Origin of the sequence: Streptomyces sp. NRRL S-378, from assembly GCF_000720645.1 — a bacterium.
GTDB lineage: Bacteria > Actinomycetota > Actinomycetes > Streptomycetales > Streptomycetaceae > Streptomyces.
This window is the reverse complement of sequence record NZ_JOBX01000024.1, coordinates 23,398-37,084: the sequence shown is the minus strand read 5'-3', so window position 1 is coordinate 37,084 and position 13,687 is coordinate 23,398. Positions and strand designations below refer to the sequence as shown.

General features: G+C 71.8%; 16 protein-coding genes. 9 read left to right on the top strand and 7 right to left on the bottom strand.

From position 1 onward, the window contains the following. Positions 1-126 precede the first annotated feature (126 nt). Entirely contained in the window at positions 127-342 is a 216-nt protein-coding gene (locus IH80_RS0118375) for a hypothetical protein (protein WP_030961738.1), read from the top strand. 43 nt (positions 343-385) lie between these two features. Here the strand turns inward: IH80_RS0118375 and IH80_RS0118370 are convergent, their stop codons facing one another. Continuing rightward, on the bottom strand, positions 386-1,270 hold the full coding sequence (locus IH80_RS0118370; protein WP_030961736.1) for an NAD(P)-dependent oxidoreductase: 885 nt from the start codon (positions 1,268-1,270) through the stop codon (positions 386-388). A 115-nt stretch (positions 1,271-1,385) separates the two neighbouring features. On the opposite strand from IH80_RS0118370, the gene IH80_RS0118365 reads away from it, so the two are divergent. Beyond that, positions 1,386-1,979 (top strand): TetR/AcrR family transcriptional regulator, encoded by a 594-nt coding sequence (locus IH80_RS0118365; RefSeq protein WP_030961734.1) that lies wholly within the window; start codon positions 1,386-1,388, stop codon positions 1,977-1,979. A gap of 76 nt (positions 1,980-2,055) precedes the next feature. Here IH80_RS0118365 and IH80_RS0118360 read toward each other — a convergent pair whose 3' ends face one another. The 4 genes from IH80_RS0118360 to IH80_RS0118345 all read right to left on the bottom strand — a co-directional run bounded on the left by IH80_RS0118360 (position 2,056) and on the right by IH80_RS0118345 (position 5,552). Further along, a complete protein-coding gene (locus tag IH80_RS0118360) occupies positions 2,056-3,054 on the bottom strand; it encodes a hypothetical protein (protein WP_030961732.1) in 999 nt (332 codons plus the stop codon). A gap of 97 nt (positions 3,055-3,151) precedes the next feature. After that, positions 3,152-4,129 (bottom strand): ABC transporter substrate-binding protein, encoded by a 978-nt coding sequence (locus tag IH80_RS0118355; RefSeq protein ID WP_030961731.1) that lies wholly within the window; start codon positions 4,127-4,129, stop codon positions 3,152-3,154. 51 nt (positions 4,130-4,180) lie between these two features. After that, positions 4,181-4,849 carry an ABC transporter permease gene (locus tag IH80_RS0118350; RefSeq protein ID WP_030961730.1) on the bottom strand — a complete coding sequence of 223 codons (669 nt, stop codon included), beginning with the start codon at positions 4,847-4,849 and terminating at the stop codon, positions 4,181-4,183. 4 nt (positions 4,850-4,853) lie between these two features. Continuing rightward, positions 4,854-5,552: an ABC transporter permease gene (locus IH80_RS0118345; RefSeq protein WP_030961728.1), complete on the bottom strand. Its 699-nt coding sequence runs from the start codon at positions 5,550-5,552 to the stop codon at positions 4,854-4,856. A 149-nt stretch (positions 5,553-5,701) separates the two neighbouring features. On the opposite strand from IH80_RS0118345, the gene IH80_RS0118340 reads away from it, so the two are divergent. Next, positions 5,702-6,664, top strand: a complete 963-nt coding sequence (locus IH80_RS0118340; RefSeq protein ID WP_030961727.1) for an ABC transporter ATP-binding protein — start codon at positions 5,702-5,704, stop codon at positions 6,662-6,664. Positions 6,665-6,719: 55 nt separating this feature from the next. Here the strand turns inward: IH80_RS0118340 and IH80_RS0118335 are convergent, their stop codons facing one another. After that, the gene (locus tag IH80_RS0118335; RefSeq protein ID WP_030961726.1) at positions 6,720-7,829 is read right to left on the bottom strand and encodes an alpha/beta hydrolase; all 1,110 of its coding nucleotides are present in this window, start codon (positions 7,827-7,829) and stop codon (positions 6,720-6,722) included. Positions 7,830-7,980: 151 nt separating this feature from the next. On the opposite strand from IH80_RS0118335, the gene IH80_RS0118330 reads away from it, so the two are divergent. The 6 genes from IH80_RS0118330 to IH80_RS0118305 all read left to right on the top strand — a co-directional run bounded on the left by IH80_RS0118330 (position 7,981) and on the right by IH80_RS0118305 (position 12,963). Beyond that, positions 7,981-9,828 (top strand): phosphatidylglycerol lysyltransferase domain-containing protein, encoded by a 1,848-nt coding sequence (locus IH80_RS0118330; protein ID WP_030961725.1) that lies wholly within the window; start codon positions 7,981-7,983, stop codon positions 9,826-9,828. Between the two features lie 158 nt (positions 9,829-9,986). Further along, positions 9,987-10,859 (top strand): dihydropteroate synthase, encoded by an 873-nt coding sequence (folP, locus tag IH80_RS0118325; protein ID WP_030961724.1) that lies wholly within the window; start codon positions 9,987-9,989, stop codon positions 10,857-10,859. Positions 10,860-10,884: 25 nt separating this feature from the next. Then, entirely contained in the window at positions 10,885-11,328 is a 444-nt protein-coding gene (locus IH80_RS0118320) for a nuclear transport factor 2 family protein (protein WP_030961722.1), read from the top strand. A 132-nt stretch (positions 11,329-11,460) separates the two neighbouring features. Continuing rightward, positions 11,461-11,820 carry a dihydroneopterin aldolase gene (gene folB / locus IH80_RS0118315; RefSeq protein WP_030010912.1) on the top strand — a complete coding sequence of 120 codons (360 nt, stop codon included), beginning with the start codon at positions 11,461-11,463 and terminating at the stop codon, positions 11,818-11,820. Next, complete coding sequence (folK, locus tag IH80_RS0118310; RefSeq protein ID WP_030961721.1) at positions 11,817-12,425, top strand: 2-amino-4-hydroxy-6-hydroxymethyldihydropteridine diphosphokinase; 609 nt, start codon at positions 11,817-11,819, stop codon at positions 12,423-12,425. The genes folB and folK overlap by 4 nt, the downstream gene beginning before the upstream one ends. Before the next feature lie 49 nt (positions 12,426-12,474). Beyond that, on the top strand, positions 12,475-12,963 hold the full coding sequence (locus IH80_RS0118305) for a DUF3180 domain-containing protein (protein WP_030961720.1): 489 nt from the start codon (positions 12,475-12,477) through the stop codon (positions 12,961-12,963). Between the two features lie 66 nt (positions 12,964-13,029). Here the strand turns inward: IH80_RS0118305 and folE are convergent, their stop codons facing one another. After that, complete coding sequence (gene folE / locus IH80_RS0118300) at positions 13,030-13,638, bottom strand: GTP cyclohydrolase I FolE (RefSeq protein ID WP_030961718.1); 609 nt, start codon at positions 13,636-13,638, stop codon at positions 13,030-13,032. Between the last annotated feature and the right edge of the window lie 49 nt (positions 13,639-13,687).

The following is a 13,687-nucleotide window of genomic DNA, read 5'->3' as shown; positions in this document are numbered from 1 at the left end:
CGGGCCGGATGACGCCGCACTGCTCCACGGCTACCTGCGCCGCCCCGGCCCGCCGAACCCGGCGCCGGCGGGCCGACGCCGAGCCCGCGCGGGACCGATGTCGGTGCGGCAGGGCAGACTTGGCGCATGTCCCACTCCCCCCGCCGGGCCTGCCCCGCCTGCGGCCGCGACTGCGCCGTCACCGCGGGCCGCATCGCCCGCCACGACCCGCCCGCCCCGCGGGACCGTACGGATCTGGTGTCCTGTCCGGGGTCCCGGGCGCGGGTGGTGATCGGCGCCTCCGCGCCGACGCTGGACGGCTTCGTCCTGCCCGAGTTCCCCGGGCAGCTGCCGCTGTTCTGAGGCACCGGCCCGCCCTCGGGTGCGGCGCCGGGTCCACCGGCCCTCAGGCCGCCCCGGCGGCCAGCAGCCCGATCAGCCGCGAGCTGCTCTCGGCGCCGAAGCCTGCGTCGACCCCGCGGCGGTACAGCCCGGCGTGCGCGGCCAGGATCGCGGTGTCCACGCCGGAGTCCGCCGCGGTGTGCAGGATGTGCTCGACGCTGGCGGCGCACATCGTCAGGCGCTGGTCCTCGCCGCGGTGGTCGTCGGCGTCGATGAGCGCGGCGCTCCCGGTGTAGAAGCCGCGCAGGGTGTCGGCGGTGTAGCCGGCGTAGGGGAGGATGTCGGACGCCGTCAGGCCGTTGGCGCGGGCCACGGCGACCGCCTGGTACCAGCCCGTGTAGGCGGTCCAGAAGAGGATCATGTTGAGCTGGTAGTAGAGCTGCGCGTAGCCCGGGTCGGCGCCGCGGTAATCGGTGGCGGCGAGCAGGTCGAGCGCCGTGCGGTGCTCGTCGTAGACCTCCCTCGGGCCGCTGATGAAGATCGAGGAGCCCTCCCGGCCGATGCCGGCGGGCGGTACGTTGACCCCGCCGGTGAGGTACGCGGCCCCGCGCTCCTCGGCCCACCGCGCGGCCGCGCGGGCCTTGTCCGGGAGGTCGGAGGAGAGGTTGGCGAGCACGCGGCCGGTGAGGTCGGTCTCGCCGAGGGTGCCGTACATGGCCTCCACGTCGATGAGGCTGAGGACGACCAGCGGGCTCGCGGCGACGGCCTCGGCGATGTCCGCCGCGCTGCGCGCGCCGCGGGCGACGAGCTCGGCGTCCTTGCCGGTGCTGCGGTTCCACACGGTGACCTCGTAGCCGGCGTCGAGGTAGGCGGCGGCCATGGCCCGGCCCATCGGACCCAGACCGACCACGGTGACCTTGGCGCCCTCGGTGACCTTGGTGTTGTTCACGGAGCTCTCCCCCAGGAGTGAGTGACTAGAACGAGCGCTCTATCCAGCACTCGGTCCGACCGTAGCACGGGACTAGAACGAGCGCTCTATCCAATTTTCCGGGTAGGATCCGGCCATGGCGGCAACAGGGACGACGACAGAGCTGGGAACGCGCGAGCGGCTGGTCCGCACCGCCTCCCGCCTCATGCAGCACGGCGGTTACGAGAACACCCCGGTCAAGCAGCTCGTCCGGGAGGCCGGGGCCACCCTGGGCTCGCTGTACCACTTCTTCCCGGGCGGCAAGCAGGAACTGGCGGTGGCCGCGATCCACTTCGGCGACGAGGAGTTCGGCACGCTGCTGCGCGCGGGACTCGCCGCCCGCCCCGACCCGGCGGAGGCCGTGGAAGCGGTCACGAACCTGCTCGCGGAGGCCCTGGAGGCGTCCGACTGGCTCGACGGCTGCCCGGTGACGGCCACCGCCCTGGAGACGGTCGGCCGCCTCCCCGACCTGCAGGCGGCCTGCGCCCGGGCCTTCGCCAACTGGCAGGAGCTGGTGGCCGCGAAGCTCCTGGCCTCGGGTTACCCGGAGGAGGAGGCGCGGGACCTGGCGATCACCGTGGTGAACACCCTGGAGGGCGCGGAAATGACCTCACAGGTCACCCGCAGCCGGACCCCGCTGCTGGTGGCGGGTCGGCACCTGGCCCGGCTGGTGGCCTCGTACCGGCCCTGACCGCGGGCACACCGGGGCCGGGAGGGGCGGGAAGGGCAGGCCGAGGCGAGCGGGGCAGGCGGGGCGGAGGCGCAGACTACGAGATCGCGGTGCGCAGCCGGACCACGTCGATGGGCTCGGTCTCGTCGTGGGCCGTCAGGTCGATCACCTGGCCCACCGCGCGGGTCTCGTCGGTCGGCGGCTTGAACTCCGGCTCGGCCGTCTCCTGCGCGGACTCCGCCTTGTGCACGGCGAGGGCCTCGGCGCCCACGACGTCGGCCAGGTCCTCGTTCTGCACCGCCTCGATCGCCGCGCGGGCCTGCGCCGAGTTCTTCGTGCCGAAGAAGTCGAAGCCGCCCTCGACACGGGAGGCCGTACGCCGCTGGGCCGCGTACGGTGCCACGGCCGCCGCCGTTCGGCGGGCCGGGACGGAGGCGGCGGTGGCCGCCGACGGCGTGGGCAGCTCCCCCACGGCCCGCGCCGTGGGCAGCGCGCGCTCCTGGGCCTTGCGGGCCAGCGCCGCCATGGCCGCATGGGCGCGGGCGTAGCCGACGGAGGTGGGGGCGCCCGCCGAGGTGCGCTCCTCGGAGACGGCCGGCAGCTGCTTCGGGCCGGCCGGGGCCGTGGTCGCCGAGGCCTCGATGGCCAGCAGCCGGCGCTTCTCCAGCGCGCTGGCGCGCTCGGTCTCCGCGGTCGCGTAGCGGCGCAGCAGTGCCGCGTGCTCGCCCCGCAGGCCCGCCAGTTCGACGCGCTTGGCGCGCAGCTTGGCGTCGAGCCTGGCCCGCAGCGCCCGGGCCTCTTCGAGGTCGGACTCCAGCTCGGCTATGCGCTCGTCGGTGCGCCACTCGTCCTTGACCCGCTCGCGGGCGAGCTCCGCCACCCGGCGGCCCGCGGCGCGGTCCCAGGCCCGCATCACGACGGCGCCGGCGATCCCGGCGGCCGCGGCGACGGCCACGAGGAGCCTCAGCGCGGTTCCGTCGTCGGGGCCGGCCAGCAGCCAGGCGGCGCCGGCGCTGGTGGCGGATACACCTGCGACGGCCGTCGGCGTGAGCAGCCGGTGCAGGGGTTCGGGATTGCGGTGGCGTCCACGGGGCATGGCCTGAAATTTACAGGGCGTGGGGGTCGTGCGGGATACCCACCCGGCAATCTGTTCCCGGGCAGTTACCCCGCATTCCCCCACCAACCGGTGGCCGCTACTTCTTCAGAAGGCCCTTCGACTCCAGGTAGGCCTTCGCGACGTCGGCCGGCTTGGCGCGCTCCGCGTCCACCTTCCGGTTCAGGTCGACCAGGTCGGCGGTCGTGAGCACCTTGGTCAGCTTGTCCAGCGCGGCCGCGACCTCGGGGGCGCCGGCGTCCTTGGCGTTGACCACGGGCAGCACGTTGTCGGCGTTCTGGAGCTTCTTGTCGTCCTCCAGCAGGACCAGGCCGAAGCTGTCGAGAGTGGCGTCGGTGGTCGTGGTGAGCACGAGCTGGTCGACGCCGTCCTTGACGGCCTGCTTGGCCTGCGGGGTCCCGACGCCCTTGGGATCGATACCGGAAACTTGAATTCCGTATGTCTTCGTCAGTCCGGGGCCGCAGAAGGGGCGGACCGCGCATTCGTCGCCCGCCGCGATCTTCACCTGCAGTCCCGACTTACCGAGGTCGGAAAGGGACTTGAGGTTGTTCTTCTCGGCGAATTCCTTGGTCACCGCGAATGCGTTCTGGTCGACCGCCGCGCCCGCGGGCAGCACCTTCAGCCCGAGCGGGGCCGCGAGCTTCTCCAGGCCCGCCACCGTCGCCGCGACGTCGCTCGACGCGACGGGCTTCTCCTCGGGCGCCTTGGGCCCGTTCACCTTGGCGTTGAGGAACTCCGCGAGCGTGGCCGCGTACTCCGGGACGACGTCGATCTCGCCCTTCTCCAGCGACGGCTCGTACAGCTCGCGGTTGTTGACCGTCTTGACGGACGTGCTGTAGCCCGCGTCCTTCAGGACCTGCGCGTACAGCTCCGCCAGCACGTTCGACTCGGTGAACCCGGCCGCGCCGATCACCAGGCTGCCCTTGCCGTCCGCGGCCGGGGCGGCGGCGCCACCGTCCTTGCTCTTCTCCAGGCTGTCGCCGCCGCACGCGGCCAGCGACACCGTCAGGGCCAGGGCGCCCAGGGACGCGCCGAGGACGCGCGTGGTCTTGGTCATGGACTTGCTCCGTTCGAGGAGAGGAGAAGGGGACGGGGACGGGGACGGGGATCAGCGGCGGGCGCCGGCCCGGGGCAGCAGCCGGTCCGCCGCCACCAGCACGCCCTCCACCAGCAGCGCCAGCGCCGCCACGAGCACGGCCCCGGCGACGACCTGCGGGGTGTTGTACGTGTTGAAGCCGGCGGTGATGATCCGGCCGAGACCGCCCTGGCCGACCATGGCCGCGATCGTGGCGGTGGCGACGACCTGCACGGCGCCCGAGCGCAGCCCGGTCATCACCAGGCCGCGCGCGAGGGGGAGTTCCACCCGCCAGAAGAGCTGCCCACCGGACATGCCCATCCCGCGGGCGGCCTCCACCACCGAGCGGTCCACCTCGCGCATGCCGACGTAGGCGTTCGTCAGCAGCGGCGGTACCGCGAACAGCACCAGGGCGGACACAGTCGGCAGGTACCCCGCGTTGCGCAGCGGGGAGACCATGAAGAGCGCCAGCACCGCGAAGACCGGAACGGCCCGGCCGACGTTGGAGACGTTGACGGCGAGGGTGCCGCCCCGGCCGAGGTGCCCGAGGTACAGACCGACCGGCAGCGCGATCGCGCAGGCGATCGCCAGGGCGAGCCCGCTGACCCAGGCGTGCTCGGCGAGCCGGTGCCAGACGCCGTTCTCCCCGGCCCAGTTGGCACCGTCCGCGAGCCAGTCCCAGGCCCCTGCCACCGCACCCATGCCGTCAGGCCCCCTTCACCGGTACGGCCGGCCGGGCGCCGGCCCGGGTCCACGGCGTGAGCAGCCGCTGCAGGCCGAGCAGCAGCAGGTCCGCGGCGAGCGCGAGCAGGACGCACAGCACCGAGGCGGTGAGCACCTGTGCCTTGAAGGAGCTGCTCACCGCGGGCGCGATGAGGTTGCCCAGGCCGCCCTTGCCGACGATGGAGCCGACCGTGGTCAGCGCGACCGTCGAGACCGTGGCGATCCGGACGCCGGCGAGCAGCGCGGGCAGCGCCAGCGGCAGTTCGACCTGCCACAGCAGCCGCCCGGGGCCGTACCCCATGCCGCGCGCGGCCTCCCGCACCTCCTCGGGGACGGCCTCCAGGCCGGCCAGCGCGTTGCGGACCAGGATGGTCAGCGAATAGAGCACCAGACCGGTCACGACCAGCGCCGCCGAGAGCCCGAAGACGGGCAGCAGCAGGGAGAACAGGGCCAGCGAGGGGATCGTGTAGAGCAGGGTGGTGAAGGTGAGCACGGGCGCCGCCCAGTGCCGGCCGCGGCGGGCCAGCAGGGCCAGCGGCACGGCCACGAGCAGACCGATCAGGACGGACGCGGCCGTGATCCACACGTGCTCGACGGTGGCGTCGGTGAGTTCCCGCGAGCGGGAGGTGACGTAGTCCCAGCAGATCCAGTCGTTCGCCACCAGGCAGTTCTGCCCCGACACACATCTCACCCCCCGTCACCCAACGTACACATGCTCGACCGTGCGGCCGTGAACGACCCTAACCCCCGTGGCTCCCGGTGGCCGGAATCTTTCGCAGGGGGCAACACTCCCTTCACATTCGGACGGCGCCCGTGAGGAAAGATGGGTGCGTGATCCGATTCGAGCATGTGACCAAGCGCTACCCCGACGGGACGACGGCCGTCGAGGACCTCTCCTTCGAGGTGGCGGAGGGAGAGCTGGTCACACTTGTCGGACCGTCCGGCTGCGGCAAGACGACCACGATGAAGATGGTCAACCGGCTCATCGACCCGACCTCCGGCCGGATCCTGCTGGGCGGCGAGGACATCGCCGCCGCCGACCCGGTCGAGCTGCGCCGCCGGATCGGGTACGTCATCCAGCAGGTCGGGCTGTTCCCGCACAAGACCGTGCTGGAGAACACCGCGACCGTGCCGCAGCTGATCGGCACCCCCAGGGCCGCGGCCCGCGCCCGGGCGGCCGAACTGCTCGAACTGGTGGGGCTGGACCCGTCGGTGTACGGGAGCCGGTACCCGGAGCAGCTGTCCGGCGGGCAGCGCCAGCGGGTCGGCGTGGCCCGCGCGCTCGCCGCCGACCCGCCGGTGCTGCTGATGGACGAACCCTTCGGCGCGGTGGACCCGGTGGTGCGCGAGCGACTCCAGAACGAGTTCCTGGCCCTGCAGAGGACCGTGCGCAAAACGATCCTGCTGGTCACGCACGACCTGGAGGAGGCCATCCGGCTCGGCGACCGCATCGCCGTCTACGGGACGGGCGCCATCGAGCAGTTCGACCGTCCGGCGGCGGTGCTGGGAGCCCCGGCCACCCCGTACGTGGCCTCCTTCGTCGGCGCCGACCGCGGGCTCAAGCGGCTCGCCGTCACCACGCTCGGGGCCGACGACCTGGCACCGGCGGAGGGAGCGGGGCCGCGGACGTCGGTGGCGCTCGGCTCGACGCTGCGCGAGGCGCTCGCCGCGCTGCTCCAGGAGGACTCGGGCCGCATCGGCGTCACCGACCCGGACACCGGCGAGCTGGCCGGCGTGCTGACCCCGGAGGGCGTCCACCGGGCCCTGCGCCGGGCCGAGTTGCAGGAGGCATGAGAAAGGGGCCCGACTCCCGTCGGACCCCTGCTCCCGCTGTCGCACCGCACGGCCGTCAGGCCTGGATGCGGCCGCTCATCCACATCAGCATCGGCGGGATCTCACGGCGCCACGTGTTGAAGTTGTGGCCGCCGCTGTCGAGGATGATGGACGAGACCCGGTCCGGGCTCTGCACCTTCTTGATGAACTTCTTGGTGTCCGCGAGGTTCGGCTCGCCCTTCTCGCTGCTGGTGACGAGGAAGGACGTACCGGCCGGCTTCTTGTTCTCCATGACGTGCAGGATGTCCGCGCGCTTCTTCAGCTTCGCGTCCCCGTGGAACAGGTCACCGGTCGTCGGGTCGTCCGGAGCGTCGTAGTACGCGGACAGACCCGCGGCGGCACCGAAGGTCTGCGGGTAGTGCGCGGCGATCTTCAGGGCGCAGTAACCGCCCGTGGAGTTGCCGATGAAGCCCATGTTCTCGGGCTTCTTGCCGACCCGGAAGGTGTCCTGGATGGCCTGCGGGAGGTCCACCCCGAAGAAGGTCTCGGTCTGCGGGCCGTCGGGGATGTCGACGCACTCGGTGTCACGCGGCGGCGCAACCGTCGGGCGCAGCATGACCAGGATCATCGGCTTCATCTTGCCCGACTTGGACAGGCTGAAGGCCTTCATCGGGTAGTCGAGCCCTTTGATCAGGTTCTCGGCGGTGCCCGGGTAGCCCGTCAGGACGATGGACGCCGGGAAGTTCTCGTCCTTGTGCTGCGGCTGGAAGTACTCCGGCGGGAGCCACACGTAGCCCGGGCTCGTTATCTTCGACTTCTGCCCGGATATGGCCACCTTCAGGATCTGACCGCCGACCTGGGGCTTGGCGCCGCCGGGCACGTCCAGCTTCTGCTTGTCGACGACCTTGATGTCCTTGCTGCTCATCGAGTGGTCGACGACCTTGCCCATCGACGTCTCCTGGCCGAACAGGTCGGCCCAGGAACCGTAGAACAGGAACGACTTGTTGGCCGCGAGCCCCACTGCCGAGAACAGCGCCAGCTGGGTCGCCAGCAGGAGGCCGATCCGGCCGACGAACGCACGCCAGGTGCGGCCGGAGAGCTTCGGCCAGAACCAGATGGTGGCCGCGAAGAGCAGCACACCGGCGAGGACGGCCAGCGCCAGGACCGTATTACTGGTGAGACCCATGAGCAGTCAGTCGACTTTCTGATGGCAGGATGGAAATTTCCGGCGGAAGAGTGAACCCGTTCCCCGCCGATGTCGTCCTAAGGGACGCACCACACACCGGAGGCTGTCGCGGCCTTCGGCCACATGATCTCTCGCGGAGCAACGGGAAGCGATGTCTAGCAGGATAGATGGCGATAAGTCGGGACAGGTTCCGAGCCGGGTCCGCCGAATCCTCAGAGGCCCACAGCCGGAGTCGGTGCCCGGACTGGTAGGTACGGCCGTCACGATCGTCGGCCTTCTGGACATCGCGGCGGGTGTCTTCCCGCGCTTCCGGCACAGCCGGATCCACGCGGTCACCGAGGTTCTCCCGGGTTCCCTCGGCCCGTTCGCGGCCGCCCTCTCGATCAGCGCGGGCGTCCTGCTCCTGCTGCTCGCCCACGGCCTCAAGCGGCACAAGCGGCGCGCCTGGCGGGCCGCCGTCGTCCTGCTGCCCGCGGGCGCGGCGGCGCAGTTCATCTACCGCAACTCGGTCATCGGCGTGGTCATCGCTGCGGTGCTCCTCGCGCTGCTCCTGCGGCACCAGGGTGAATTCAAGGCGCTGCCCGACCCGCGCAGCCGCTGGAAGGCGCTCGCGAACTTCGTCCTCATGAGCGCCGGCTCCATCGGCCTCGGACTGGTCATCGTCAACGTCCACCCGGGCAAGGTCGTCGGCAACCCCGGCCTGTCCGAGCAGCTCTCCCACGTCATCCAGGGCCTCTTCGGCTACGAGGGCCCCATCGAGTACGCCGGCCGGGTCTCCTGGACCGTCGGCTACTCCCTCGGCGCGCTCGGCATGCTGACCGCGCTGACCACCATCTACCTGGCCTTCCGCCCCGAGCACCCGGCCGCCCGGCTCACCGCCGACGACGAGGCCCAACTGCGCGGGCTCCTCGCCAAGCACGGCGGCCGCGACTCCCTCGGCCACTTCGCGCTCCGCCGCGACAAGGCCGTCGTCTTCTCCCCCAGCGGCAAGGCCGCCGTCACCTACCGCGTCGTCTCCGGCGTGATGCTCGCCTCCGGCGACCCGATCGGCGACGTCGAGGCGTGGCCCGGCGCGATCGAGCGGTTCATGGAGGAGGCCAAGGCCCACTCCTGGACCCCGGCCGTCATGGGCTGCAGCGAGACCGGTGGCGAGGTCTGGACCCGCGAGACCGGCCTGGACGCCCTGGAGCTGGGTGACGAGGCAATTGTCGATGTCAAAGACTTCTCCCTTTCGGGCCGCGCCATGCGCAATGTCCGCCAGATGGTGAAGCGCATCGAGCGCAACGGCTACACCACCAAGGTCCGCCGGGTCAGCGAGCTGACCGCGGAGGAACTGGAACAGGTCCGCGGCGCCGCCGAGGCCTGGCGCGGCACCGACACCGAGCGCGGCTTCTCGATGGCCCTGGGCCGGGTCGGCGACCCGGGCGACGGCGACTGCTTCATCGCCACCGCGCACCGCGTCGAGGAGGACGACACCAGCCCCTTCGGCGACCTGAAGGCCATCCAGCACTTCGTGCCGTGGGGCAAGGACGGCATGTCGCTGGAGCTGATGCGCCGTGACCGCGGCGCCGACCCCGGCATGAACGAGCTGCTGATCGTGGCCTCCCTGGAGGCCGCCCCCTCCCTGGGCATCGAGCGGGTCTCGCTGAACTTCGCGATGTTCCGCTCGGCGCTGGCCCGCGGCGAGAAGATCGGCGCCGGCCCCGTCCTGCGGATGTGGCGCAGCCTGCTGGTCTTCCTCTCCCGCTGGTTCCAGATCGAGTCGCTGTACAAGTTCAACGCGAAGTTCCGCCCCCGCTGGGAGCCGCGCTTCGTGGTCTTCCGCGCCACCCGCGACCTGCCCCGCATCGGCTTCGCCGCCATGCAGGCCGAGGGCTTCGTGACGCTGGCCCTGCCGCGGCTCTTCGCCGGCCGCCGTCCCAAGCCGGCCCGCACCTGCACGCACAACCTGATGACGTCCGTCCCCAAGCAGGCCGAACGCGAGGTCCAGCCCGCGTAACCCGCGCCGAACCGCGACACCCGCCGAAGGCCCGGTCAGCCCCTGACCGGGCCTTCGGCCTGCCCGGCCAGGACCGGGCGGACCCTACGGACCCCGCGGGGACGGGGGCGGCGAGGTGACAGGGACTGTCATATCCAGGTCAGCCCTACCCTGGACCCATGAACACGAAGCGCGGAGCCACCGGCAGGGGCCGGGTCGCAGGTCTGCCGGAATGGGACCGCTGCGCGGTCATGGGCGTCGTCAACGTGACCCCCGACTCCTTCTCCGACGGCGGCCGCTGGTTCGACACCACCGCCGCCGTCAAGCGCGGCCTCGACCTCGTCGCCCAGGGCGCCGACCTCGTCGACGTCGGCGGCGAGTCCACCCGCCCCGGCGCCTCCCGCGTCGACGAGGAGGAGGAGCTGCGCCGCGTGGTCCCCGTGGTGCGCGGCCTGGCCTCCGAGGGCGTCACCGTCTCCGTCGACACGATGCGCGCGGCCGTCGCCGCCCGGGCCGTCGCCGCCGGCGCCGCACTGGTCAACGACGTCAGCGGCGGCCTCGCCGACCCCGGCATGGTCCCGGCCGTCGCCGCGGCCGAGGTGCCCTTCGTGGTGATGCACTGGCGCGGCTTCAGCGCCGGCATGAACAGCCTCGCCGTCTACGACGACGTGATCGCCGAGGTCACCGCCGAGCTCCGGGCCCGGATCGACGCGGTCGTCGCCGGCGGCATCGCCCCCGAGCGACTCCTCGTCGACCCGGGCCTGGGCTTCGCCAAGAACGCCGAGCACGACCTGGCCCTGCTCGCGCACATGGCCGACCTGCGCGCCCTGGGCTTCCCGCTGCTGGTCGCCGCCTCGCGCAAGCGCTTCCTCGGCCGGGTCCTGGCCGGCGGGACCGACGCCACCCCACCCCCCGCCCGCGAACGCGACGCCGCCACGGCCGCCGTCTCCGCGATCGCCGCCCACCAGGGCGCCTGGGCCGTACGGGTCCACGAGGTACGGGCGACCGCCGACGCGGTTCGGGTGGCCCGCGCCGTGGAAGGGGCACTCTGACCCCCGTCGAACGACAAGGAGAACAGTGAGCAGAACCGACATCGAAGCGGTCGAAGAGGTCAACACGGCCTTCTACGAGGCCATGGAGCGGGGGGACTTCGACGCTCTGTCGGCGCTCTGGCTGGAGGACGAGATCTCCTGCGTGCACCCCGGCTGGCCGGTCCTCTCGGGCCGCGGCGAGGTGCTGCGCTCGTACGCGCTGATCATGTCCCACACCGAGTACATCCAGTTCTTCCTCACCGACACCAAGGTGGCCCTCATAGGCGACACGGCCCTGGTGACGTGCACCGAGAACATCCTCAGCGGCGGCCCCGCCGAGGACGGCGGAGAGCTCGGCCCGCTCGTCGGCCAGCTGGTCGTCGCCACGAATGTGTTCCGACGCACATCCGAGGGCTGGCGCCTGTGGTCCCACCACGGTTCTCCCGTCCTCACGGAGTCCGACGAGGACGACGAGGACCCCGCCTCCTGACCCCTACGGCGGGGACCGGACTGTTTCGCAGGTAAATTCGAAGTCGGACGACGCCGACCGCACTCGGCGCAGGCCCATGGCCCCGGGGCAGCCCCGAGGCCGGAAGCACCTACGAAAGCAGGAGTGATTCGCGTGGATCGTGTCGCGCTGCGCGGCCTCAAGGCTCGCGGGCACCACGGCGTCTTCCCCCGGGAACGCGAGGAAGGCCAGACCTTCATCGTCGACCTCGTGCTGCACCTCGACACCCGCCCCGCGGCGGCCGGAGACGACCTGGCGAAAACCGTGCACTACGGGGTGGTCGCCGAGGAAGTCGTCGACGTGGTCCAGGGCGAGCCCGTCGACCTGATCGAGACCCTGGCCGAGCGGATCGCCCAGCAGTGCCTGAAGCACGAAGCGGTGGCACAGGTGGAGGTCGTCGTCCACAAGCCGGACGCACCCATCACCGTCCCCTTCGACGACGTGACCATCACGATCACCCGGAGCCGCGCATGAACAACGGACTGAACGCTCAGAGCGACCCCACCGTCCAGCCGGTACCCGCCGCCGTCGTCGAGACGGTCGACGCGGCGGACGTGACCCTGTCCAACCCGAAATGGGCCGTCATCGCGCTCGGCGCGAACCTCGGCAACCGCCTGGAGACCCTCCAGGGGGCCATCGACGCCCTCGGCGACACCCCCGGCCTGCGGGTCAAGGCCGTCTCCCCCGTCTACGAGACCGAGCCGTGGGGCGTCGAGCCCGGCTCGCAGCCCTCGTACCTCAACGCGGTCATCGCGGTGAAGACCACCCTGCCGCCGTCCTCGCTGCTGGAGCGCGGACACGCCATCGAGGAGGCGTTCGACCGCGTCCGCGAGGAGCGCTGGGGCCCGCGCACGATCGACGTCGACATCGTCGCGTACGCCGACCGCGTCTCGGACGACCCGGTCCTCACCCTCCCGCACCCGCGCGCCCACCAGCGCGCCTTCGTGCTGGCGCCCTGGCACGACATCGACCCGGAGGCCCGGATCCCCGGCCACGGCCCGGTCGCCGGCCTCCTGGCCGGAATCGGCCTGAGCGGTGTCACGCCGCGCCCCGATCTGGAACTCCACCTCCCCGAGTAGTCGTTAGTAGCCTGTTCACGGCTACTCGCTGAAAGTGGGGAACGGGCAAGTGAAGCAACTGAGGCCGGGGGTCCTGGCGGGCATCTTCGTGGTCGCCGGGGTCCTGTCCTGGGCCGGTGCCCGGCTGTGGAACGCGTACGGCACCCTGCCCGGCGTTCCGCTGGCCGCGCCGATCGTCCTGGGGGTGATCGCCGTGGTGCTGCTCGCCACGGCGCTGTCCCTGAAGGCCAGGCTCAAGGCCCAGCGGGAGCGCCGCCCGGGTGCGAAGGGCGTGGAGCCGCTGATGGCGGCCCGCGCGGTGGTCTTCGGGCAGGCCAGTGCCCTGGTGGCCGCGCTGGTGGCGGGCATGTACGGCGGCGTGGGCGTCTTCCTGCTGACCGACTCCCTGGACGTCCCCACCCGCCGCGACCAGGCCTGGTACGCCGCCTTCTCGGTCCTCGCGGGCATCGCGGTCATCGCGGCCGCACTCTTCCTGGAGCGCGTCCTGAAGCTCCCGGAGGACGAGGACCCCACCCCGGAAACCCCGGCCCGGGCCTGACCCGGCCCAGGGTCCGTAGCCGGCGCCGGAGGCCCGGCCGGGTGACGGCCGGGGCGGGGCATCGGGTCAGCGGGCCATGATCAGACTCATGGCCTCGTTGCGGGTCGCGGGGTCGCGGAGCTGGCCGCGGACCGCCGAGGTGATGGTCTTCGCGCCGGGCTTGCGGACCCCGCGCATGGTCATGCACATGTGCTCGCACTCGATGACCACGATGACCCCGCGCGGGTCCAGGATCTCCATCAGGGAGTCCGCGATCTGCGTCGTCAGACGCTCCTGCACCTGCGGACGGCGGGCGAACACGTCGACGAGGCGGGCCAGCTTCGACAGGCCGGTGATCTTGCCGTCGGTGGACGGGATGTAGCCGACGTGGGCGACCCCGTGGAACGGGACCAGGTGATGTTCACATGAACTCATGACTTCGATGTCCTTCACGAGGACCATCTCGTCGTGGCCCAGGTCGAACGTCGTCGTCAGCACCTCTTCGGGCTTCTGGTACAGACCGGCGAATATCTCCCGGTACGAGCGCGCCACGCGTGCGGGTGTCTCCAGGAGGCCCTCACGTTCCGGGTCCTCGCCGACCGCGATCAGGAGTTCGCGGATCGCCGCCTCCGCGCGCTTCTCGTCGAACTCGCCGATCCTGCCCTCGTCACCGGTCAGGGTCACTGGGTCGGTCATCTCATCCTCGTTCCTGTCCGCACACGCGGTCGTACAAATGTGCCGCGCC